We start from the raw sequence: 23517 nt of genomic DNA, 5'->3' as shown, positions 1-23517 counted from the left end.
AGGTAGCTCTTTACCTTTAACAGAATGGATTACGCGATACTTAAATATTTATGAGTTTGAATCGATAATCGCCAATTTCTTGCAACACAAGTTTCAATGCATAACTGAGTTGCGCGATCCTTTTGACTTATTGGTTGGAGTGCAACTATCGCCTTATCTGCGGTTCCAAATGTTTCAATCAAGTCATCAAGGTGGTCGATATCCTTCTGGGTTCCGACTGGGTGTTTAATTTCATTTGCACGTAGAAATGCACTTTTCAAAATCGGAAGCTTACCTTTCATAGCTACTTTTGGTGACACTGTAACCCAAGTGTTTGGTGTCACTTTCACTTCTGATGTACCACTTGTTTCAATTTGACACTCACAGCCCAAAACTTCAAAAGCTTCTGTTAACGGGATAAGATCATAGATGCATGGCTCACCTCCCGTAATCACAATGTGTTTCGCTGTAAAGCCATTGGCTTGATACTGATTCACTACATCGGCAGCAGAAACAGAGCACCACGTAGGGCTATCTGATGTTTTCGCTAATACTTCGGCAAGTGGACGCTCATCTTGAGGCGTTGCGTCCCAAGTTTGCTTTGTATCACACCAAGCACAACCTACGGGGCATTCTTGCAAACGTACAAACACGGCAGGTACGCCTGTGAATACACCTTCACCTTGGATTGTTTCGAACATTTCATTAATTTTATACAACGGAGCCTCAACATAACCAACAATCAAAATTTCGAGGCAAAGACAGTAAATCACTCATCCTTCTGCGTCAAATTTAACGCCATTTTTTTCACTTATAAGGCTGAATTTTCTGGTAACTCAACTCAATCTTCAATATTCTGCTTTTTTCTTTCATTTTTAGGTAAGTAATGTACAAGCTCGTTGCACTCGATATGGATGGCACCCTACTCAATAGCCAAAAAGAGATATCCACCGAAAACAAATTAGCGATAGCTAAAGCTAAAGAATTAGGCGTCACTGTTGTACTCGCATCAGGTCGTCCACTTGAAGGTATGAAAAGTAAACTAGACGAATTATCTCTCACTTCTGATAAAGATTTCGTCCTTTTCTACAATGGTTCGATGGTAAAGAATGTTGGCACCAACGAAATTATCCATAACCATATCGTGGATGGAAAAGCCGCAAAACAGATTGCAAAACACGCGCAAGAACTAAATGTTAACGTGCATGCATTCAGTCAGGTCCACGGTTTAATCACGCCTAAAGCAAGTCAATACACAAAACTTGAAGCATCTATCAACGGCTTGTCTTTAACTGAATTCAATTTCGACGACTTAGAAGATGATCACCCAATCGTCAAGACTATGATTGTTGCGGATCCAGCAATCCTGACAGAGACCATTAAAAAGCTACCAAAAGCGCTTTATGATCAATTTACTATTGTGCAAAGTGCACCTTTTTTCTTGGAATTTTTAAATCCGATGAGTAATAAAGGTGTAGGCATCAAAGCCATTGCTGAATATTTAAACATCAAAGCTGAAGAAGTGATATGTATGGGTGATGCTGAGAATGACCACCACATGCTTGAGTTCGCAGGTTTAAGCATCGCGATGGAAAACGCAATGGATGAAACTAAAGCCATTGCTGATTACATAACATTGAGTAACGATGAGCACGGTGTTGCTGCTGCAATCGATAAGTTTATTTTGAACCCATAACATTGTTTTCATTAGGCAATAATAATACTTTATTGCCTAATTTTTAAGCTCATCATATTTACTGCCAAACCTCTCGCAACTATTTTTTAGTTTATCGTACCACTTAACACTTTGTAACATCCAATACTGTAAAGTATTAGCCCGCAATATGAACGCAGAGTAATATCCGCCTATATTTTTACTGTAGTGGCTGATAATAATGAAATCGATAAATAATCTCTCAATCAAAACCAAGATCGCCCTTCCTGTCTCTATGATCGTTCTGCTTTTTTCTTTGATTGCCGTTGTGAATGTAATGAAATCTAATCAACAGGCTGAAATTAACCACAAGTTGACCAATGTTGTTCTACCTGTATTAACGAGTATCGATGATGCTTATCGCGACATATATCAAGTCATTGCGGCAAGCCAAGGTTTATTGCTAGCAACAGACAATGATGCCATCCGTTACAATACGGAAGAGTTTAAAGATAATGCTTACAAAGCCATACCTCGAATAGAAAAAATTCAAGATCTATTCGATGCTGGTATTCTTCCTTCATCGTCAAAAAGTGAGCTTACGACATTAATTAATACCACTGATAAATGGATTAAATTATATGAACCTCTTTTCGAGAAACCTCTGCAATCACATATCTATTTTGCATCCAATCAACAGGCGATTTCTGATCAATTTACACTTATCCGTAAGCAAATTAAATCCCTCAGTAACTTAATAGAAAAAGAACAAAATGATCTGCGTCTGCAATCTAACGAATCCATTAGCAGCAGTAAAATTATTCTCGAAATTGGTACGGCTATTTCTATTTTGTACGCCTTATTTTCAATTTGGCTGTTAACTCGTTTGATTGTAAAACCAATTCAAAATCTTGAAAAAGCAATGAAAGATATTGCTTCTGGCGATGGCGATTTGTCGCAACGTATTGCGGAAAACAGTTCTGATGAGGTGGGACGTTTATCAAGTGCATTTAACTTATTTGTTGAAAAAATTCACGGCACAGTTGAACAAGTAATTATTACGTCCAATGCCGTACGCTCTGAAATGGAGAATATCAAATCTTTGACTCAAGGGATTGCAGGTTTCTCTTCTGAACAACAACAAGAGAGTGAAGTTGTTGCCGCCGCGGTTCATGAAATGCAAGCCACCAGTGAAAGCGTTAGTATTAATGCCAATGATGCTGCGACAGCCAGTCAAAGTGCCAATGACGAAATAAAAGCGACTGGCATTATTCTTGAGAAGACAGTGTCATCAATTGAATGTCTGGCAAGCGATATCGACAACGCAAGCGGTGTTATTCATAACCTCGACACTGATGTCAATAACATAGCTTCTATCCTAGATGTAATTCGTGGTATTGCTGAACAGACTAATCTTCTTGCTCTTAATGCGGCTATTGAAGCAGCTAGAGCAGGTGAGCAGGGACGAGGTTTTGCTGTTGTAGCTGACGAAGTTCGAGCATTAGCAAGTAAAACTCAAGAGAGTACTGGTGAAATACAAACTATGATTGAGCGCTTACAAACTGGGGCAAAACAAGCTGTTTCAGTGATGGCATCAAGCAAAACAAGTGGCGAAGCAACGGTAGAAACGGCAGGTTCAGCCACTAACTCCCTTGAAGATATTCGCCAATCAATCAGTTTAATGAATGAAATGAACACCCATATAGCTACCGCTGCAAGTCAACAAACGAGTGTCAGTGAAGAGGTAAACACCAACGTTCATAAGATCGCTGAAAATAGTACGCATATGGTTGAGATGGTAAGCAGCGCGGAGAATGCTTGTGAATCACTATCAGAGCAGTGTACAAGCCTTGATCAATTAGTTTCTCAATTCAAAGTCTAAAGTGAACAGATAAAACATTTTTACCTATCAATAAAGTCCGATATTTAATTGTGAAATATCGGATTTTATATAAACACAGGTGCCTAATCTTTAACGTACTTTTGGCCCTTTCAAACAACTCATATAAACAAATAGCCAAACTGAAACCATTAATGGAAAGCGCAACATATCTACGATGAGTATGTAAAGACTACTATAATTTAACTGCATTTTAAGATAGTTAAGAGCAAAAGAGCTGACAGTCATCAATCCAATTGATATAACTAATGGGACCAATGAACGGCCCTCAAAACTAAATGAAGAACCCGGTAAACAAAAAACGACAGCGATAGTGACTGTCGCTCCAAGCCATTGAGTAAATATTGGTTGAGGCCAAATCATCGTTAATATTAGACAAATCAGTGCCATCCCACACCATAAACCTTTTGAAGAGAGTAGCTTGCCTAAGTCAATCTCAGGCTTTCTTTCCAAACGTTCAACATGCCAAGCAATGAGAACACCTAAAATAGCGCCAACGACAATGTCTGAAAAGTAAGTAACCCCCGCACAAAGCTGTGATAAGCCAAACCACACTCCTATCGTAAAAATTAATGCTGAAAATTTGTTCCAATCTAGCCATTTTAGACTCGACATTAATACTAACGAACAGCTCACCCACAATGTAATCACTATATTAGGAAAACTTAATCCAACATCAGGTAAGCGTTGTAACTCCGGGAAATAGGCATAAGGAGCAGGCAAAGAGAAACCCTGTCTAGCGACGAGAGCCAACAATGAAGTACAAACAAAAACAAACATTACCTTTATAGCCGTCTGTTTTTTCACACAAGAAAACAAGAGCGGAAATAGGATCAATATCAGCCAAGATTGACCAAATATATCTCCCGTAATAATAATAGATTCAATAATATTAGATAACGGTTCCGGCAGCGACGAAATTGAATTTTGTATTTTTTGGATCAGCTCTATTTCGCGCTGATGAAAGACCGGAGCAGCATTAATCAAATCTTCTAAATATAATGCCGGTTGCTCGCTTGCGATGGCGAATATTTTGCGAATGGCATTCCATTGTTCTGGGTATCGATACTGCGAAGCATTCACTCGATTCGGGTCAATCAACATTGCAGAATTCGTCTCTACGCCATAGTGTGGTGCAAACCAAATAGGCAAGACATACCCACCTTCCCGATTCTGGAACTCATAAGCCACCAGTTCAGAATCAGATACACAATCAAAAATAACCGCCGTATCAGTGTATCCAATGACGCTCTTTGCCGTTACCACTAAACCCGTCTCTTCCCATGCTTCACGTTCAGCGGCAGCGCTTGCGGGCTCATGTGGTGATATCCCACCGCCAGGAAGAGAAAACTTACCTGTAATTTTCTCATTGACTAATACAATTTGTTCATCAGCCCGAACTAAGCATAAAGCACCTCGAATATTATCCGGTAGCGCTGTGCTTTGAGCATGAGAAGGAAATGAATAGCTGAGGCCCATAATCGAAATAAAGGTGATGCTAAACAGAAGGGTAAAATGAAGCCATTGAGTCGATCGCTGAGACACGATAAAAATCCTTGAATTAGTAATGCAGTGGTAGTGTATCTCTATTCTACGTTTTCTTCTGTGTCGATTTACCTATCGCTTTACGCATCCACTGAATATGATGAGTGAATCCCATTTTCTGATAAAAATGTTGGGCTGATTGGTTAAATTCCCAAACCTCAACGAACATCTGTTTTACACCATATTGTTCAAAAATGACTTCAATATGTTCAAACAATTTCTGCGCTATTTGTAATTGTCTAAATTCGGGAACAACATACAGTTCGTCAACACTTCCCATTGGAATAGGTTTACTGACCGTAGAGACTAATTCACAAAAATGTCCGGTGATAAATCCAATAATTTCATCACCTTGCTTCGCCACATACACTACACATTCTGGGTCATCGAGATATCGAGCAATACTTTTTTCCTGCTCAATATCTTCAGCCGTTTTAAAATGTTCAGGACATGCTTGATGATGGTGATCATGTAAATCAAACATTAAATCATTCAAATCATCCAGATCCGTGACAACTGCTGCTCTAATTTCAATATTGTGCATTAATGACCTATGAATTGACGTATATAAGTAGTTTGAATGAAGATTACCTGACGAACTTAGGAATTGCTATTTGTAAGATCGACAATCATACATACAAAAAACCCCTTCAATATCAATTGAAGGGGCTAATCAGCACTGATGACCAAAACACTACTCGTGATGAAGAGCTTGCTCAATTTCAGTTAAGCTTGATGGATCATCAATAGTCGATGGCACTGTATAACTTTCACCATCCGCAATCTGGCGGATCACTCGACGTAAAATTTTACCAGATCGAGTCTTCGGTAAGCGTTCGACGACAAGAGCATGTTTAAAGCAAGCGACTGGGCCAATTTCATGCCGAACTTTGCCCACCAGCTCCCCTTCTAATTCTAAATCATCAATTTTGACGCCATCTTTCAGTACAACTAAACCTAAAGGCATTTGCCCTTTCAAATCATCATGTACGCCAACAACCGCACATTCCGCCACCGCAGGGTGACCTCCGACAATTTCTTCCATTTCTCCGGTTGAAAGCCTGTGGCCTGCTACGTTAATGACATCATCAATTCGACCCATGATGAATAGGTAACCATCTTCATCTAAATAACCGCCATCACCAGACACATAGTAACCAGGGAACTGACTCAGATAACCGGATTCAAATCTGTCATGATTTCGCCAAACCGTCGGTAAACAACCAGGAGGTAATGGACGTTTTAATGCCACAAAGCCTTGCTGATTCGCCGCTAATTGGTCGCCAATTTCATTCAATACTGCCACTTGATAGCCAGGAATAGGTTTTGTAGCAGAACCCGGTTTAACTGGCATTAATTCTAATCCTGTTGGGTTTCCTGCTATCGCCCACCCAGTTTCAGTTTGCCACCAGTGATCGATGACTGGCTTATCGGTTTGCTCAATCACCCACTCTAATGTTGGTGGATCTAAACGTTCCCCTGCCATGAAAATGGTTTTAAGTTTAGATAAGTCATACTGGGCCAACAATTCGCCATTAGGGTCTTCCTTTTTTATGGCCCTAAATGCTGTCGGAGCCGAGAACAGTGCTTGCACATTATACTCTTCACACACTCGCCAGAATGCACCTGGATCTGGTGTTCGCACAGGTTTCCCTTCGAATAAAACCGTCGTGCAACCGTGAATAAGGGGAGCGTAGACAATATAGGAGTGCCCAACAACCCAACCAACATCCGATGCGGCCCAAAAAACACCATCTTGAGGCATATCGTAAATTGTGCTCATTGAGTATTTCATCGCAACGGCATGTCCACCATTATCACGAACCACGCCTTTAGGTTTCCCTGTAGTTCCTGACGTATAAAGAATATAGAGTGGATCGGTTGATAGTAGAGGCACGCATGCATGTGGAAGCGCACTGGCAGCGGCACTGTTCCATTCGATATCACGTTCATTATCTAATGTGGCAATGCATTCTGAACGCTGGTGAACGAACACTTTTTCAGGCTTCCATCGACTATCCATAATCGCTTGATCGACAAGTGGTTTATACGGTAGAACCTTATTCACCTCAATTCCGCATGATGCCGTCATAATCACTTTAGGTTCAGCATCTTCAATTCGAACGGCTAACTCATTTGGGGCAAACCCACCGAACACCACCGAGTGGATCGCACCAAGTCGCGCACACGCTAACATTGCCATTGCGGCTTCTGGGATCATCGGCATATAGATAATAACGCGATCGCCTTTCGACACACCTTGTTCCGCTAGCATTCCTGCCACTTTTGCGACTTGATCTCTTAATTCAAGATAGGTGTATTTTTTCTTGGTGTTGGTGACCGGAGAATCATAAATAATTGCGGTTTGCTCTCCACGGCCTTGATCGCAGTGATAATCTAACGCCAACCAAGATGTATTTAAAATCCCATCGGGAAACCATCTTTCAATGCCATTTTGATCATTTTGCAAAATCGTTTTTGGTGCTTCAAACCATGAAAGTTGCTGTGCTTGCTGTCGCCAAAATTGCTCAGGTTCATTTTGTGAAAATTGATATTCATTTAAATAAGCAGACATGATGCCTTCTCCTAATTTTGTCTTAGCCGCTAATCAGCCATTTCGCTGTCGTTCAGCTCACAAGTTTCAGCGGGAACTCTGACCCACCCTTCCATGAGAATTCTGGCACTGCGGCTCATCACCGCTTTTTCTACCATCCAACTTTGTGCCTTTTGACTCGCTTTTGCCCCAACTTTTAACGAACCAGATGGATGACCAAACGTAACCGACTCTTTTACGTCACCTCCGGCAGCCAAATTCACCAATGTACCGGGAACACAAGCCGCAGAGGCAATAGCAACCGCGGCGGTTCCCATCATGGCATGGTGCAGCTTGCCCATAGATAGCGCCCTCACTAATAGGTCTACATCCTTCTCAGCAATGAGTTTTCCACTCGACGATTGATGATTTTTAGGTTTAGAGACAAAAGCAACTTTAGGGGTATGCTGGCTTAGTTTTGCTTGCTCAATATCATCAATTAGGCCCATTTTCAAAGCACCATGAGATCGAATCAATTCAAACATAGCCAGGGCTTCAGGGTTATTATTGATATCATCTTGCAACTCAGTGCCTTGATAACCTATTGAGTGAGCATCAATGAAGATGGTTGGAATGCCCGCATTAATTAATGTTGCGTTCAATACGCCAACGTTTGGAACATTAAGATCATCAATTAAGTTGCCAGTGGGGAACATCGACCCATTACTGTCCGCTGGATCCATAAAGTCGACTTGAATTTCCGCCGCGGGAAAGGTAACTCCATCAAGTGAAAAATCGCCCATTTCCTGAACTTGGCCATTGCAAATAGGCACATGCACAATAATGGTTTTCTCTATATTAACTTGCCAAATCCGAACACTGACTATGCCGTCATTTGGAACGCTATCAGGATCAATAAGCCCACTATGGATAGCAAATGGACCAACTGCCGCAGACAAATTGCCGCAGTTTCCTCCCCAATCAACAAAGGCTTTATCAATTGAAACTTGCCCAAAAAGATAATCAACATCATGGTCAAGACTGTCACTTTTGGACACGATCACCGTCTTGCTCGTACTCGACGTTGCGCCTCCCATTCCATCAATCTGTTTGGCATAAGGATCAGGGCTTCCAATGACTCGTAGTAGTAAGTTATCTCTCGATTTCCCTGCGACCTGCGCCGATTCAGGTAAGTCATTTAAATTGAAAAATACCCCTTTACTGGTTCCTCCGCGCATATAAGTGGCAGGCACTTTAATTTGAGACTTGCTCATAATTCGAGGTTGAAGTTTAGAATCAGTCATTACCTTCTCCCTATTGAGCCAAAAAGTCTTGCGCGAAACGTTGTAATACACCGCCAGCGTTGTAGACGCTCACTTCATCGGCGGTATCCAATCGACATGTCACAGGTACTTCGACTCTTTCTCCGTTAGTGCGGGTAATGATTAGGGCTAAATCGACACCTGGCTCAATGTCACCAATAACATCATAGAGCTCACTACCATCCAGTTGCAGACTTTGACGACTAGTTCCAACCTTGAATTCGAGAGGCAAGACCCCCATCCCGACTAAGTTAGTACGGTGAATTCGTTCAAATCCTTCTGCGGCAATCGCCTCAACACCTGCTAACCGAACACCTTTTGCCGCCCAATCTCGTGATGATCCTTGGCCATAATCGGCGCCTGCAACAATGATAAGTGGCTGTTTACGATTCATGTAAGTTTCAATCGCTTCCCACATTCGGCTGACTTTGCCTTCAGGCTCTATTCTGGTCATCGAACCTTGCACCACTTCTCCCTGCTCTTTAACCATCTCATTGAACAGTTTTGGATTCGCAAACGTTGCGCGTTGAGCAGTTAAGTGATCACCACGGTGGGTCGCATAGGAGTTGAAGTCTTCCTCTGGCACTTCCATTTTTGTGAGGTATTCTCCGGCGGCACTGGAAGCAAGAATGGCGTTTGATGGAGACAAATGATCGGTGGTAATGTTATCGCCTAGTACGGCAAGCGGCCTCATTCCTGATAATGTTCGAGCGCCTGCCAATGCACCTTCCCAATATGGCGGGCGACGAATATAAGTACTCATTGGTCGCCAATCATATAGTGGGTTGCTATTACTCTCTTCATCATCGAGCTTAAACATTTGGATATAAACTTGATGGAATTGCTCAGGCTTAACACTCTGCTTCACTACCGCATCAATTTCTTCGTCACTTGGCCATAAGTCATTGAGATAAATCGCGTTGCCTTCGTGATCGACACCCAAAGCATCTTTTTCGATATCAAAGCGTATCGTACCTGCAATCGCATAGGCCACAACAAGCGGTGGTGACGCCAAAAATGCTTGTTTTGCGTAAGGGTGAATTCGCCCATCAAAGTTTCGATTACCAGACAAGACCGCCGTCGTGTAAAGATCACGATTGATAATTTCTTGCTGGATGACAGGATCTAGCGCACCACTCATGCCGTTACATGTAGTACAAGCATACCCAACAATGCCAAACCCTAATAGTTCAAGCTCAGGCAACAAACCTGCCTCTTCTAAATACAACTTTGCGACTTTTGATCCGGGAGCAAACGAGGTTTTCACCCACGGCTTACGCACCAATCCAAGTTGATTCGCTTTTTTCGCCAGTAACGCCGCTGCAACCACGTTCCTTGGGTTACTGGTGTTTGTGCATGACGTTATAGCCGCAATAATAACTGCACCATCAGGCATCGTTTTATTACTGTCTGAACCGTCTTGCTCTTGCCACTCTCCAGCAATCCCTCTCTCTGTTAGTTCGGCGGTAGGAAGCCTACGATGAGGGTTTGATGGCCCAGCAAGATTACGCTGTACCATAGACAAATCGAACTCGAGTACGCGTTCATATTCCGCATTAACTAAGTCATCCGCCCACAAGCCAGTTTGTTTTGCATAATGTTCAACAAGCGCCACCTGTTCTGCATCTCGCCCTGTAAGCTTAAGGTAATTGATGGTCTGTTCATCGATATAGAACATGCCCGCTGTTGCACCATATTCAGGGGTCATGTTCGAAATGGTGGCTCGATCTCCAATCGTGAGATCTTTCACACCGCTTCCGAAAAACTCTAAATATGACGACACCACTCGCTGACTTCTTAAAAACTCCGTTATCGCCAATACAATATCTGTCGCAGTAATTCCGGCTTGGCGCTGGCCTGTTATTTTCACTCCCACAATATCAGGTAAGCGCATCATGGACGGACGACCAAGCATGACCGTTTCCGCTTCCAACCCCCCCACACCAATAGCAAGCACACCCAAGGCATCAACATGAGGAGTATGACTATCCGTTCCGACACAAGTATCAGGAAATGCGACACCTTGTTTCACTTGAACCACTGGCGACATTTTTTCTAAGTTAATCTGGTGCATGATGCCGTTACCAGCAGGAATGACACTGACATTTTTAAATGCGGTTTTACACCATTCAATAAAATGGAATCGATCTTCGTTTCGACGATCTTCTATCGCTCGATTCTTTTCAAATGATTCACTATCAAAGCCTGCGTGCTCAACCGCTAATGAGTGATCGACGATCAATTGTGTTTCAACAACTGGGTTAACCTTCGCGGGATCGCCGCCTTGATCCGCAATGGCATCCCGTAGACCAGCCAAATCAACTAATGCCGTCTGACCAAGGATGTCATGGCACACTACTCGCGCAGGATACCAAGGAAAATCCAATTCACTTTTACGCTCAATAATCTGTTTTAGTGAGTCAGTTAATGAGCTCGGATCGCAACGTCTTACTAAATTCTCGGCAAGCACTCTTGATGTATAAGGCAAAGAGTCATACGCGCCTGCTGCTATGCTATTCACCGCTTCACGGGTATCAAAATATTCAACTGAAGTACCCGCTAGTTTTTTCCGATATTGGCTGTTCATATTTACATCACTCATAGATCCATCCATGCATTTTATTGTTATCGTTAGTCACGCAGTTCAATTGGCAACCAATCTTGATGCTCAGGGCCATCGTAATCAGCACTTGGGCGAATAATTCGGTTGTTCGCTCGCTGCTCGTAAATGTGTGCAGCCCAGCCAGTTAAACGACTCATAACAAAAATCGGAGTGAATAGTTTGGTCGGAATATCCAAGAAGTGATAAGCGGAAGCGTGGAAGAAATCGGCATTACAAAACAGTCCTTTTTCGCGTTTCATCACGGCTTCTACGCGCTCAGAAACCGCATAAAGATGTGTATCACCAACAGCAGTCGACAACTCTTTTGACCAGCGTTTTATGAGTGCATTTCGTGGGTCACTTTCACGATAGACGGCATGTCCGAAGCCCATGATTTTGTCTTTGTTTTCTAGCATCGTAAGGATTTTAGATTCTGCCTCTTCCGCCGTTTTCCAATTCTCGATCATCGCCATTGCTGCTTCGTTTGCTCCGCCATGCAATGGACCACGTAAGGTTCCTATTGCTGCCGTCACACACGAATGAATATCTGAGAGTGTTGAAGCGCAGACTCTGCCAGCAAATGTTGAGGCATTGAATTCGTGCTCTGCGTATAAAATCAACGAACAATGCATCACTTTTTTGTGCAATTCAGTGGGTGCTTTATCGGTCAGCATTTTTAAGAAATAGCCACCTGTGCATGTTTCACTTTGATCTTCTGTATCGATGCGCACACCATCATGGCTAAAACGATACCAGTAGCAGATCATGGCTGGAAATAGAGCTAACATGCGTTCCGTCGCTTGTTCTTGCTCAGAAAAATTTTGTTCCTGCTCTAAGTTACCTAGCATTGAACAACCCGTTCGCATCACATCCATAGGGTGTGCATCTGCTGGGATCAGCTCCAAGGCGGCTTTCAATTCTTGCGGTAAACCTCGTAAACTGATTAATCGAGATTTGTAGAGATCCAATTCGGTCTGATTCGGTAGGTGGCCTCTCAATAATAGATGAGCGACTTCTTCAAATTGTGCGTTATTGGCTAAGTCGGTAATGTCATAGCCACGATAAGTCAGCCCTGTTCCTGACTTCCCTACGGTACATAATGACGTGGTTCCTGCGCTTTGGCCGCGCAATCCTGCACCACCAATTGCTGGTTTTTTATCGATTGTTGTTGCTGACATTGTGAACTCCTTTTCAGCGGGATCTCAGCCTTTTTCTATACTATGGTGCTTATCAGGGCATCTTATAGTGCGTGATAGTGAACCAAATACATCGACTTCCGAACGAATGTACTGGTTTATATCGACCTATAGTTAAGGGCTGTTTTCAGTCTCTGAGACCACACTTCTCACGTTATTGGATTAAGTTAATATTGACGAATTCGTTAATTACACATCAGATTGCTCGTTAAAAAGCTTATCTAATTTGTCTTCATAATCATGATAGTTAAGGTATTGGTATAGCTCTTTTCGAGTCTGCATTGAGTCTAATAGTGCCTCTTGATTGCCGACCTCAAGTAAGTGTGAGTAAACCATTTCAGCGGCTTTATTCATCGCCCTAAACGCACTTAACGGATAAAGGACCATATCGACATTCGACTTCGCCAAGTCGTCGCATCCGTAGAGAGGGGTTTGCCCGAACTCAGTGATATTGGCAAGAATTGGGACATGTTTGCCACACGCTGATTTCAGAGCTTGAGAGAAAACCTCATACTGCTCTAAAGTAGTCATCGCTTCAGGGAAGATCATGTCGGCACCAGCGTGAACACAAGCAATCGCTCGTTCAATCGCACTATCAATACCTTCAACGGCAAGCGCATCAGTTCGCGCCATAATCACAAATTCTGGATTCACTCTTGCGTCCGCTGCCGCCTTAACTCGGTCAACCATCTCTTGTTTGCTGACAATGGCTTTATTTGGACGATGGCCACAACGCTTCTGAGCAACCTGATCTTCCATATGAATGGCCGCTGCGCCTGCTTTTTCCATTGCTTTGACAGTACGAGCAATATTAAATGCGCCCCCAAACCCAGTATCGATATCCACCAGCAGTGGCAAATCACATGCATTAGTAATACGCTCTACATCCACCAGCACATCATTCAATGTTGTAATACCCAAATCAGGTAATCCGTATGAAGCATTGGCGATTCCCCCACCGGATAGATAAATCGCTTGATGACCCACATTTTTCGCCATCATTGCACAATACGGATTCACGGTTCCGACAATCTGCAATGGCTCGTTTTGCTCTACAGCCTGTCGAAATTTAGCGCCTGGACTTAAGCTCATTTTTCTTCTCCCTGTTCATTGTCTAACTGCTGCTCTATCAAACGACGGCTGCCTGAGATGTGTCTTCTCATTAGCATTTCGGCTAACTCTTCATCTCGGTTTGTTATCGCTTGAAGAATATATTTGTGCTCATCCAGCGCCTCTTCTGGCCGTGAATGAGATCGGGGTGATTGGTAGCGGTACATACGCAGGAGGTGATATAGCTCGTCGCACAGCAACGACACTAGCTTTTTATTGCGGCTCGCTTTAATAATTTGATAATGGAAATCAAAGTCACCATGTTGATGAAAGTAAGACGCCCCTTCAACTTGATCGATATGTTCTGAATGTGTCGACAGTACCGCTTCTAAACTGCGTATTTCTTCTGCCGTAATATGGCGAGCAGCCAATCGTGCCGCCATACCTTCAAGTGCTTCTCGTACAGAATAAAGCTCTAAAAGGTGTTCAGTAGAAAAGCTGATGACACGTGCGCCAATGTGAGGAATTCGTTCAATCAAGCCTAGCCCTTCGACACGCATGATTGCTTCTCGTAATGGGCCGCGGCTTACCTCAAATCGTTTAGCCAGTTCAGGTTCAGAGATTTTACTGCCGGGTGCAATGTCACCTTCAACGATGGCATCAATCAAGTATTCAGTCAGGTTTTCAGACTTAGTATTCTCTTTACTTGTTGCTTTGATTTTTGGCTGCATTGCTATGTTCATATTCATCACTCGTCTGTGAGATAAGTTGTCAACAATTTGTTAACTTGAATATAAAGTAGACGATCAAAGTGTCGACAATCAAGTGAATTGTCGACAATTTAGACTAAGGTCTAGAAGGGTGAATTTTAGGGGACATTAGAGTATTAAAGGAAATATGACTGGTAACGCTTTGGTGTAACAGCAATTCTTTTTTTAAAGTTACGCTGAAAATGAGCTTGATCTGAAAATCCAAGACTATTTGATATGTCGACAATTTTACAACCTGTTCGTAACATTTGTTTGGATTTTTTAATTCGAGCATCCAACAAGTACGCATGGGGTGACATACCAAAGTAGTGCCTAAAACGACGAATAAGATGATATTGACTGATACCAACTTCAGAAACTAACGCTTCTAAACTCAATTGTTCACCGATTTGATCTAGGAGCATCTCTTTTATACGGCGCATATTAGAGCAAGGGCGATAGGTTTGGTTCTGTTGCAGACTATCCATTGAATTTTGCGCATTGAAGCATAGTTCTAAAAAGTCGACCAACTGCACTTCACACGTTAATGGCTCATAATTTTGGTTCAATGATTGAAACAGGTGATTAAAACTCTGATAAAAAAGTTCTGATGTTTCATATTGACGCTCAAAAGGGTGATAATCAATGCGGTTATGTTTGAACAGCTGAGATTGAATCTCCCCCATCCAATGGGCGTCAATGAACAGCATTCTATACGACCACTTTCCCTTCGCTGGGTTACAACTGTGCACATCACTCGGATTAATGGTGACTGTGTCCCCTTGACTGATCGAATGGTTTGTCTGTCGGTTTCTATATAATGCGTTTCCCTGATCAATGATCCCAAACGAAAACTCATCATGTGAATGTTGATGATAACAAGCCGTTGATCGGGTCGCTTTTCGCATCTCAACAAAGGGCAGCAAGTCGCTTCGCTTAAAGAATACGGAATTATCTTGTTTCACAACTCACCCTCCTTGGTAAAATCATGCTATTTCAAAGTGCTTTTTTAACAGCCCTGCTCTTAATCGGCAAGCCACATGGATAGAACCGAACCAATAAGCAACATAGCCATAATCAAGTTAAATATCACCTGTCTACGTTGTGATTGCAAATACTGTCCTATTACACTCCCGGCAACCGCCCATATTGAAACCCCAATAAAGCAAATCACAAAAGAGAACAGGCAGAATATTGATAGATAATAACCACTGCTTCCCTGACCAATCACATATAAGCTGACCCCTGACATCGATACCATCCACGCCTTTGGGTTTACTCCCTGAGAGATTGCGCCATCAAATAAGCTAGGTGCAGACAGCCTCTCTTCTTTACTTCCTACGTTAGGTTCAGCCGTCGCGATTTTAATTGCCATATAGATCAGAAATAGCCCACCGACAATACGCATTCCTCCAGAAATTTGAGGAACAAACGTCGTTAAACTTTCAAGTAAAATGCCAGCAAGAAATACAATTAAAGTGTATGAGATCGTCGCGCCCATGACATAAGGCATGGCTCGTTTGATCCCATAATTAGCAGCCGTACTAGTTGCAATGACATTAACCGGGCCCGGAGAAATGGAACCCACCAAGGCAAAAAGCGCCATTGAAATAAAAACAGTGAACATAATTAAATACAGTGAATGTGTGGTACCGACAGCCTAGGCTGAATGTATCCATAAATATTGAACAAAATTGCTATGCGGCTAACTCATCATCCAAATATTGGCTGATATCAACGTGATCAATTTGTTCTGGTCGTAAATACTCTTTCGCATAACGAAGGTAAGTACCACTAGCAAGAAACAGCCTGAATAGCTCAATATCTAAGTGCTCATCAAGAGCCATCTTATACATAATATTGACGGCAACGCTGATTGGTTTCGCCTTTTTATATGGCCTGTCTGCTGCGGTTAGTGCTTCAAATATATCCGCGATAACCAAAATACGTTCAGGCACAGATAACTGGTCGCCCGTGAGTCTTCTCGGGTACCCTGTTCCTTTTAACGTCTCATGGTGCGTTGAAGCATAACGAGGCACACGAGCAAGTTCTGGTGGGAATGGCAGGTTCTCCAGCATTTTAATTGTGCTGATCATATGCTCATTTATCTTAAATCTGTCTTCAGAGGTTAAAGTGCCCCTTTTTACGGTCAAATTGTAGATCTCACCCAAGTTGTATTGATGTTCAGGCACATCCATTTTTATATTGAACTGTGGATCAAATTCTACATTCTGGCTGCGCTTGATAATGTGTTCCGCTTTATCGGCAAGCAGAGTTTCGGTCACAGGGAACGGGCTCGCTTCACCTTCACAGGCTAGCTCTTCGATGGGTGATAATCCTAGGCGATCATCAAAATAGCGAGTCCAAGTCTTACTTGCTAAATCATGAATACGTTCGATGCTCTCATCATTCATAAACTCTGAACCCACATTGGCTGATGCTACAAACGCAAAATCATCCACCAACTGCTGCTGATCTCGCTTCAATTTCTGCATCAAAATTTCATGATTATGTGGTTCCAACGCCAATTGTTTTAAGGTTTCAATTTCAGCGTCCCGCCATAGTACTTCAAATCGCATTCTTACTTCATGAATTCGATTATAACTCGCTTCTAACTTAGTGCCTTTGTCTACGATATGTTCGGGAGTGGTGATTTTACCGCAGTCATGCAACCAAGCAGCAATTCTAAATTCTCGTCGTTCATCATCATTCGCAAACGCAAAGCTCTTAAATGGGCCAGACTCTGACTTTTCAGCCGCTTCCGAGAGCATAATTCCAAGTTCAGGCACTCGATTACAGTGTCCTGCGGTATAAGGTGACTTGTCATCGATCGCTTGTGCGATGAGGCGGATGAAAGATTCGACGAACTCTTCTTGAGCCTCCTCATGTCGTTTAAGTTCACACGACATCTCTTTAATCGAAACGGACAACTCCCACAACTCTTTGACTTGAGTTTCCACAAGCTGCACATCATCATATTGACGATTCTTAATTTTGGCACTCTGCTCTCGAAGCCGCGCAATCGGTTTGACGATGGGTGAACCAAAAAACCACGACAGCGGTAGAAAGAGAGATAAAAATCCCGCCGTTAACAAAACAGAAGTAACAACCTTACTTTTGGCTACCGAATAAATAACCGTCTGTGGGATCACTACCGCAAAGTACTCTTCAGAGCCCACATCAACACCAACATCACTCACAAAAATATATTTACTTTCACCAGCAATATCTTTCAAAACTAACTTATGCTGCTGTGTTGGTTGATCGGCTATTTCCATAAGCTCAGCATAAGGCACAACAAGATCTGATTGCTTTGGTGATCTCGTTTCAGGCCCGCTTAACCATTTCAGCTTTAATGCTTCCTTCTGTTCCGGAGTGATATTCGCAAGAGCCTGATTGATGATATTCACAATTTCATGGTCCGGCTCTTTCATCACTAAATGAAACTCATCAGAGAAGCCATACTGAAACTCCACGATATTATTGTGAGCCTGTAGCTCTTCGATGAAATACTGCTGAGTCACTTGCGATAAAATTACTTGGGAATCAATAACAGCGTCGGCATCACCACTTTTTACGGCTTCAATCGCTTGTCGAACACTTGGATAAACTTGTAATTGGATGGAAGGAAATTGTTTCTTTATTTGTGGAATAACAGACCAACCATCTAAAATTGCTAATCGCTTTCCATTCAACTCTGTGAGCGTTTTTATATCATCCACTCCAGTGTTAGTGACAATTCCAAATGACAGTTCATACATCGTTTGGCTAAAGACACCCAATGTTTGATTCATTTTATTATTTTGAAGGGAATGCAGCATATCCAGCTCATTGCTTTGATACTTAGCAAGCAGTTCATTCCATGAAAAACCGTTTATGAATTCAAACCTTAACCCTGTCATTTCAGACACTAGCCCCAAAGTATCCACGCTGTACCCTTGTGGCTGGCCTGCCAATGAAAAATCCATAGGTGCCCAATCATTTTGATTAGATACTTTGAATGAACGTGCGTCCGCGATAATGGATTGCTGTTTCGCGGTGAGAGGTAATATTTTGGATGGTGGCAAAATAACGTGCTGAGAAGAGGATTGATTAGAAGCGATTACCTCTCCATTTTTACGATAGATATAAGCTTCTAGTATTGTCGATGAATCACGTTCATTGACCAATTCACCCTCAGTCAAATGCTGAGAATTACGTTTTACTATTGAAGACTTTGCCAGTTCAGACTCTACCGATGATAGAACGATATCAATCCCCAGTACCGCTTTCGATTCAGGGATACCAATTGAGTAAGTCTGCCCTGGTATTTTTAGATGCTGAAAAAGATAAGGTAAGGTTTTATCTACCTCTGTTTTTCCTTGGGCGGAGTACCATGGTCTTTGAGTAGGATAGTAATTACTCTTTTCGGATTTTGTATGCCTTATGTTGAAATTGGCGTCATAATAAAGCGTCTCTTTTATTCGTTGGTTACCAATATTAGAGATTTTAATTAGAACCCAGCGATCACTTGAAATTGCGCGGATTCGTTCTCGAACGATCGGAGCGGAATTTAAATTGATTAGCTGATAAAAATTCTCGTTGTCATACCCGACATAGAGGCTATAGAACAGAGGGTTTTTATTCATTGCCTGCGCAAAAATAGACCGTGTCTTTTCGAACGACTGATTATATTCAGATTCGTTCATGATCTTACCGAGCAGTTCTGCCGTATAGGTCGCTTCTCTATCTAACCTTTTGATGTAACTGCTGATCTGTTCGGAGACACCCCGATATTCTGTGACTGCGTTTTCTGCTGCCATCTGCTTACTAAAACGGTACTGTAAACTAATTGCGATGAGTGCAGTGATCAGTGTTGCGATTAAAAACATCCCAACGACGGTCACTCGGATGGTTATTCTTCTGTTTCCTACCTTTCTTGAGCCCATTATTTGCAATCCTTGCTTAATAGTATCCAAATTGGCAACACAACTAATAGCAACATAACACATATGCAACAGTGATTCTCTTATTTGTGAGAATCCACGCAAATAATCCGTAACTTTATGTTACTGCTCGCAAATTATTATTATCAGCAACTCATGAACTTTATGACCAAAACTCCCTTTATGCCCTTTATTCTTTTTATCATCGTTATAACGACAATTTCATAACAAGCCATTAACTTTACTCTATCCACATCGAATGGCTCTTTCTTGTGGTGAACATATTATAAAAAGCATGGATTGATTCAAATTCCATGCGCCGACATAAGGAACGTGAAACATGTTTAAGGTATTAAAACCGACTCTAGCGGCAACGATAATCACCGCAAGCTTATCTTTCAGTGCTCTTGCAGCAGACGTAGAAAAAATACATTTCTTAATCCCTGGCGGAGCGGGTGGCGGTTGGGATATGACGGCTCGTGGTACTGGTGATGTACTCGTAAAGTCCGATATCGTTGAAAATGTCTCCTTTCAAAACCTATCTGGCGGTGGTGGCGGTAAAGCAATCGCACACTTAATTGAAACCGCCAAACGTCAAGAAGATACTTTGATGGTGAACTCGACACCTATTGTTGTGCGCTCTCTTACTGGTATTTTCCCACAATCATTCAGAGACCTTACTCCAGTTGCCGCCACTATTGCCGATTACGGAGCAATCGTGACTTCGACTGATTCTAAATACAACTCTTGGGAAGAGGTGGTGGCCGATTTCAAAGCCAACCCACGTAAAGTAAAAATTGCCGGAGGATCAGCTCGCGGCAGTATGGATCATCTTGTCGTAGCCGCTGCGTTTAAAGGTGAAGGTTTCGATGCTAAGAAAGTTCGTTATATTGCATACGATGCTGGTGGCAAGGCAATGGCTGCACTCCTCTCTGGTGAAACTCAACTTCTATCTACGGGTTTAGGTGAAGTACTTGAAATGTCTAAATCAGGCCAAGTGAAAATCTTAGCCGTTACCGCTCCGAAACGACTTGCAGCCGCGCCAGACATTCCAACTCTCGTTGAGTATGGCAATGAAACGGTATTTGCGAACTGGCGTGGATTCTTCGCCGCTCCCGGCACTAGCCAAGCAAAAATAGATGAATGGAACCAAGCGTTATCGAAAATGTACAAAACCGATGAATGGGCAGTGGTTCGAGACCGCAATGGGTGGATCGACAACTACAAAGCAGACAAAGACTTCTACACATTCTTAGAGCAGCAAGAGAAGCAGATGGGTACATTGATGCGCGAACTCGGCTTCTTGAAGTAGTGTTCTTGAGGTCATCAATATAGAAATATAGGTTATTGATGCCACCTTGATGACATCAATAACCTTTGGGGCAATCTATCGACCCTACCCTGTTTCACGTATACAAGTGTTTACCCAAACTCCTTTGTTTATTGCGAACCCGTTTGACTAGCAGCAATCGGATGACGCTTAGTTAGTGATTTATTGACTCGCTTGTATACGTTTTTTCTTTTATGAACCACAAATGGAGTTGGATATGTCGGATTTGCCAACCAAATTTTTTAGTCGCGAATACCTTCTGTGCAGAGATCGTGTTGGTGCACTCATTTTCTTAATTACCTGTCTATGCTATGGCTATCAAACGACACTGATCCCTTTGTTTCCAGGTGATGAATACGAACCGTTTACCGCAAGAACATTACCAATATTGCTCACGATAGCAGGAAGTGGCTTATCACTCCTTCTTCTTATCATGGGGAAACCTGACAAACAAAGCGGCGCGATCCTTGGCTTCAATTGGAAGCTATTACTCTCCTTCCTTGCACTAATGGCGCTATATGGCCTTGGCCTAACATACGTCGGTTTTGTATTAGCAACCAGTTTGTTCTTACTCGCAGGTTTTTACCTACTAGGTGAACGCCGTAAATCGATTCTATTAGGGGCTTCATTCCCATTTGTTATCGGGTTTTATCTTCTTTTAACTCAAGGATTAGACATCTACCTTGAGCCCGGTCTTATCTTCACCCTTTGGTAATACTGATAGCCAATGAGCAACCGCAGTTGGCTTATTTTAAGTATGAGTAGGAACACATTATGTTAGACGGAATTTTACAAGGGTTATCGACCGCAGTGATGCCCATGAATATCATGATGGTCGTTATCGGCTGTTTTGTTGGAACCTTCATTGGTATGCTCCCGGGGCTTGGTCCTATATCTGCCATTGCTTTGATGATCCCAATCACTTACGGGTTAGAGCCCTCTTCTGGCTTGATTCTTATGGCTGGGGTTTATTATGGCGCTGTATTTGGAGGGTCAACCTCTTCGATTCTAATCAATGCTCCGGGCTGTTCATCAACCGTTGTCACCGCTTTTGATGGTTATCCTATGGCACAGAAAGGCCAAGCGGGTAAAGCACTTGCGCTCGCCGCTTACTCCTCTTTCACAGGGGGAACGCTGTCTGCCATTATGCTGTTGATTGCCGCTCCTGCTTTAGCCTCGGTTTCTCTGAGTTTTCAATCTTCAGACTATTTCGCGCTTATGCTTGTCGGCCTATCAGCGGTTGCTGCATTTGCCGGGCCCGGTCAAGTCATCAAAGCTTGGATGATGACCATATTAGGATTGATGTTATCTACCGTCGGGATAGATAAAGGCGTCGGGGTTGAGCGATTCACTTTCGGGCTGACTGACTTAATGGATGGATTCAGTTTTCTACTGCTTGCAATGGCCACCTTCGCATTAGGCGAAACTCTCATGGGTATCTTAAATCCAGAGAAAGATACCAGTGGCGAAGAAAAAAACAAAATGGCCGATATCGGTAGTATGAAAGTCACCAAAGAAGAACTTAAAGAAGTGGCACCTGTCTCGATTCGTTCTTCTATTCTTGGCTTCTTTACTGGTGTATTACCTGGCGCAGGAGCCACAATAGCAGCCTTCCTAAGTTACGGAATGGAACGAAGCCTTGCTCCGAAAGAGAAGCAGAAAGAGTTCGGTAAAGGCAGTATTCGCGGTTTGGTCGCACCAGAATCGGCTAACAATGCCGCATCAAGTGGTTCATTTGTTCCGCTATTAACACTAGGGATCCCTGGTTCAGGAACGACTGCCATTATGCTTGGGGCGCTTATCGCCTATGGTATTCAGCCCGGACCACGTCTATTTGTTGATCACCCAGATGTATTTTGGTCAGTCATCATCTCTATGTACTTTGGTAACATTGTACTCGTGATTCTGAATCTGCCGCTTATCCCGTATATCTCGAAATTATTAGCGGTACCAAGAACAGTACTGCTTCCAATGATTCTGTTCTTCTCTATTACTGGTGTCTATTTGGTTTCATTTAATACCATGGACGTGTTCATAATGTTATTCATTGCCATGGCGGCCATCGCTTTAAGGTTAGCCAATTTCCCTCTCGCACCATTATTACTTGGGTTCATTTTAGGGGGGTTAATGGAAGAGAACTTACGCCGTGCTTTAATGATTGCCGATGGTGAATTAAGTTTCTTGTGGGAGAGACCCATTACCCTCACTTTCACCGTTATTGCTGTTCTAGTTCTTGCCAGCCCAGTGGTAATGACATTAATCAATCGATTAAGGGCGAACACAACCGCAACAAAACCTGAACAGCCGTCATCTAACAACAATTAGGCTCTCGTGCTCGTAGATAACAATAAAAAGAAGGATCTCAATGAGATCCTTCTTTGTTGCGGAAAATCATCAAATAGCACTAAAGATTGAATAGACTCTCCATCATATCTTCACTGCTATGAGCATTAAAACTGTACTGTTTACCGTTCATAACCACTTTTAGACTAGCAGAGTGGAAATTATCTAACGGGTTATTATCTACATACGCTAGCGATTTTTCTACTGAATCAAACACATACAAACTGTCATCATTCAGTTGCAACTGACATTCGAGTAACTCCATATTTACGCCCTTTTATTATTATCCTAAGCCTAACGTTGCAGACCGTACAACGTTACATAAACATTAGTTCATCTCTTTAGAGTGTCAAGAATAGGATTAGATTTTGTATTTTTTTTAACAAAAA

At 42.5% G+C, this 23517-nt stretch carries 18 protein-coding genes; 5 read left to right on the top strand and 13 right to left on the bottom strand.

All coding sequences use genetic code 11. The features are described from left to right. Window positions 1-29: 29 nt before the first annotated feature. The gene (gene queE / locus F0249_RS09650) at window positions 30-698 is read right to left on the bottom strand and encodes a 7-carboxy-7-deazaguanine synthase QueE (RefSeq protein WP_171756527.1); all 669 of its coding nucleotides are present in this window, start codon (window positions 696-698) and stop codon (window positions 30-32) included. A gap of 167 nt (window positions 699-865) precedes the next feature. Here queE and F0249_RS09645 point away from each other — a divergent pair, with 167 nt between their 5' ends. Next, window positions 866-1675, top strand: coding sequence for a Cof-type HAD-IIB family hydrolase (locus F0249_RS09645; protein WP_171756526.1), 810 nt, complete (start codon window positions 866-868; stop codon window positions 1673-1675). A gap of 199 nt (window positions 1676-1874) precedes the next feature. Next, a complete protein-coding gene (locus tag F0249_RS09640; protein ID WP_171756525.1) occupies window positions 1875-3515 on the top strand; it encodes a methyl-accepting chemotaxis protein in 1641 nt (546 codons plus the stop codon). 90 nt (window positions 3516-3605) lie between these two features. On the opposite strand, the gene F0249_RS09635 is transcribed toward F0249_RS09640, so the two are convergent. The 11 genes from F0249_RS09635 to F0249_RS09585 form a co-directional block, all read right to left on the bottom strand. Further along, window positions 3606-5078: a phosphatase PAP2 family protein gene (locus F0249_RS09635; protein ID WP_171756524.1), complete on the bottom strand. Its 1473-nt coding sequence runs from the start codon at window positions 5076-5078 to the stop codon at window positions 3606-3608. Between the two features lie 46 nt (window positions 5079-5124). Further along, window positions 5125-5622: a GNAT family N-acetyltransferase gene (locus F0249_RS09630; protein WP_113796968.1), complete on the bottom strand. Its 498-nt coding sequence runs from the start codon at window positions 5620-5622 to the stop codon at window positions 5125-5127. A gap of 150 nt (window positions 5623-5772) precedes the next feature. After that, a complete protein-coding gene (locus F0249_RS09625) occupies window positions 5773-7653 on the bottom strand; it encodes a propionyl-CoA synthetase (protein ID WP_171756523.1) in 1881 nt (626 codons plus the stop codon). Window positions 7654-7682: 29 nt separating this feature from the next. Continuing rightward, entirely contained in the window at window positions 7683-8915 is a 1233-nt protein-coding gene (prpF, locus tag F0249_RS09620; protein WP_171756522.1) for a 2-methylaconitate cis-trans isomerase PrpF, read from the bottom strand. Window positions 8916-8925: 10 nt separating this feature from the next. Then, the gene (acnD, locus tag F0249_RS09615; RefSeq protein ID WP_171756521.1) at window positions 8926-11535 is read right to left on the bottom strand and encodes a Fe/S-dependent 2-methylisocitrate dehydratase AcnD; all 2610 of its coding nucleotides are present in this window, start codon (window positions 11533-11535) and stop codon (window positions 8926-8928) included. A gap of 29 nt (window positions 11536-11564) precedes the next feature. After that, window positions 11565-12713, bottom strand: a complete 1149-nt coding sequence (gene prpC / locus F0249_RS09610; RefSeq protein WP_171756520.1) for a 2-methylcitrate synthase — start codon at window positions 12711-12713, stop codon at window positions 11565-11567. Window positions 12714-12920: 207 nt separating this feature from the next. After that, window positions 12921-13823, bottom strand: coding sequence for a methylisocitrate lyase (prpB, locus tag F0249_RS09605; protein ID WP_171756519.1), 903 nt, complete (start codon window positions 13821-13823; stop codon window positions 12921-12923). Next, on the bottom strand, window positions 13820-14524 hold the full coding sequence (locus F0249_RS09600; protein ID WP_113796959.1) for a GntR family transcriptional regulator: 705 nt from the start codon (window positions 14522-14524) through the stop codon (window positions 13820-13822). The genes prpB and F0249_RS09600 overlap by 4 nt, the downstream gene beginning before the upstream one ends. Before the next feature lie 143 nt (window positions 14525-14667). Then, a complete protein-coding gene (locus F0249_RS09595) occupies window positions 14668-15495 on the bottom strand; it encodes a helix-turn-helix domain-containing protein (protein WP_171756518.1) in 828 nt (275 codons plus the stop codon). A 59-nt stretch (window positions 15496-15554) separates the two neighbouring features. Further along, a complete protein-coding gene (locus F0249_RS09590; RefSeq protein WP_171756517.1) occupies window positions 15555-16157 on the bottom strand; it encodes a LysE family translocator in 603 nt (200 codons plus the stop codon). 70 nt (window positions 16158-16227) lie between these two features. Further along, on the bottom strand, window positions 16228-19458 hold the full coding sequence (locus F0249_RS09585; protein WP_171756516.1) for an HD domain-containing phosphohydrolase: 3231 nt from the start codon (window positions 19456-19458) through the stop codon (window positions 16228-16230). A 337-nt stretch (window positions 19459-19795) separates the two neighbouring features. Between F0249_RS09585 and F0249_RS09580 the strand changes: the two genes are divergently transcribed. The 3 genes from F0249_RS09580 (at window position 19796) to F0249_RS09570 (ending at window position 23110) form a co-directional block, all read left to right on the top strand. Beyond that, entirely contained in the window at window positions 19796-20767 is a 972-nt protein-coding gene (locus tag F0249_RS09580; protein ID WP_017052665.1) for a tripartite tricarboxylate transporter substrate binding protein, read from the top strand. Window positions 20768-21002: 235 nt separating this feature from the next. Further along, window positions 21003-21500 carry a tripartite tricarboxylate transporter TctB family protein gene (locus F0249_RS09575; RefSeq protein ID WP_017052666.1) on the top strand — a complete coding sequence of 166 codons (498 nt, stop codon included), beginning with the start codon at window positions 21003-21005 and terminating at the stop codon, window positions 21498-21500. Window positions 21501-21559: 59 nt separating this feature from the next. Next, on the top strand, window positions 21560-23110 hold the full coding sequence (locus F0249_RS09570; RefSeq protein ID WP_017052667.1) for a tripartite tricarboxylate transporter permease: 1551 nt from the start codon (window positions 21560-21562) through the stop codon (window positions 23108-23110). Between the two features lie 79 nt (window positions 23111-23189). Here F0249_RS09570 and F0249_RS09565 read toward each other — a convergent pair whose 3' ends face one another. Continuing rightward, a complete protein-coding gene (locus F0249_RS09565; protein WP_171756515.1) occupies window positions 23190-23393 on the bottom strand; it encodes a hypothetical protein in 204 nt (67 codons plus the stop codon). Between the last annotated feature and the right edge of the window lie 124 nt (window positions 23394-23517).

The sequence above is a fragment of the Vibrio sp. 03-59-1 genome (assembly GCF_013114135.1).
Classification (GTDB): domain Bacteria; phylum Pseudomonadota; class Gammaproteobacteria; order Enterobacterales; family Vibrionaceae; genus Vibrio; species Vibrio cortegadensis.
Note: the sequence above shows the minus strand (reverse complement) of the source record. Positions and strands in the feature narration are given on the sequence as shown.

Excerpts from the sequence above, each read along its gene's own strand:
- F0249_RS09580 (WP_017052665.1), top strand. The coding sequence starts at position 19,796 with ATGTTTAAGGTATTAAAACCGACTCTAGCGGCAACGATAATCACCGCA.
- prpC (WP_171756520.1), bottom strand. The coding sequence starts at position 12,713 with ATGTCAGCAACAACAATCGATAAAAAACCAGCAATTGGTGGTGCAGGA.
- F0249_RS09590 (WP_171756517.1), bottom strand. The coding sequence starts at position 16,157 with ATGTTCACTGTTTTTATTTCAATGGCGCTTTTTGCCTTGGTGGGTTCC.
- F0249_RS09565 (WP_171756515.1), bottom strand. The coding sequence starts at position 23,393 with ATGGAGTTACTCGAATGTCAGTTGCAACTGAATGATGACAGTTTGTAT.
- F0249_RS09570 (WP_017052667.1), top strand. The coding sequence starts at position 21,560 with ATGTTAGACGGAATTTTACAAGGGTTATCGACCGCAGTGATGCCCATG.
- F0249_RS09585 (WP_171756516.1), bottom strand. The coding sequence starts at position 19,458 with ATGGGCTCAAGAAAGGTAGGAAACAGAAGAATAACCATCCGAGTGACC.
- prpB (WP_171756519.1), bottom strand. The coding sequence starts at position 13,823 with ATGAGCTTAAGTCCAGGCGCTAAATTTCGACAGGCTGTAGAGCAAAAC.
- F0249_RS09640 (WP_171756525.1), top strand. The coding sequence starts at position 1,875 with ATGAAATCGATAAATAATCTCTCAATCAAAACCAAGATCGCCCTTCCT.
- prpF (WP_171756522.1), bottom strand. The coding sequence starts at position 8,915 with ATGACTGATTCTAAACTTCAACCTCGAATTATGAGCAAGTCTCAAATT.
- acnD (WP_171756521.1), bottom strand. The coding sequence starts at position 11,535 with ATGAGTGATGTAAATATGAACAGCCAATATCGGAAAAAACTAGCGGGT.
- F0249_RS09600 (WP_113796959.1), bottom strand. The coding sequence starts at position 14,524 with ATGAACATAGCAATGCAGCCAAAAATCAAAGCAACAAGTAAAGAGAAT.
- F0249_RS09645 (WP_171756526.1), top strand. The coding sequence starts at position 866 with ATGTACAAGCTCGTTGCACTCGATATGGATGGCACCCTACTCAATAGC.
- F0249_RS09575 (WP_017052666.1), top strand. The coding sequence starts at position 21,003 with ATGTCGGATTTGCCAACCAAATTTTTTAGTCGCGAATACCTTCTGTGC.
- F0249_RS09625 (WP_171756523.1), bottom strand. The coding sequence starts at position 7,653 with ATGTCTGCTTATTTAAATGAATATCAATTTTCACAAAATGAACCTGAG.
- F0249_RS09630 (WP_113796968.1), bottom strand. The coding sequence starts at position 5,622 with ATGCACAATATTGAAATTAGAGCAGCAGTTGTCACGGATCTGGATGAT.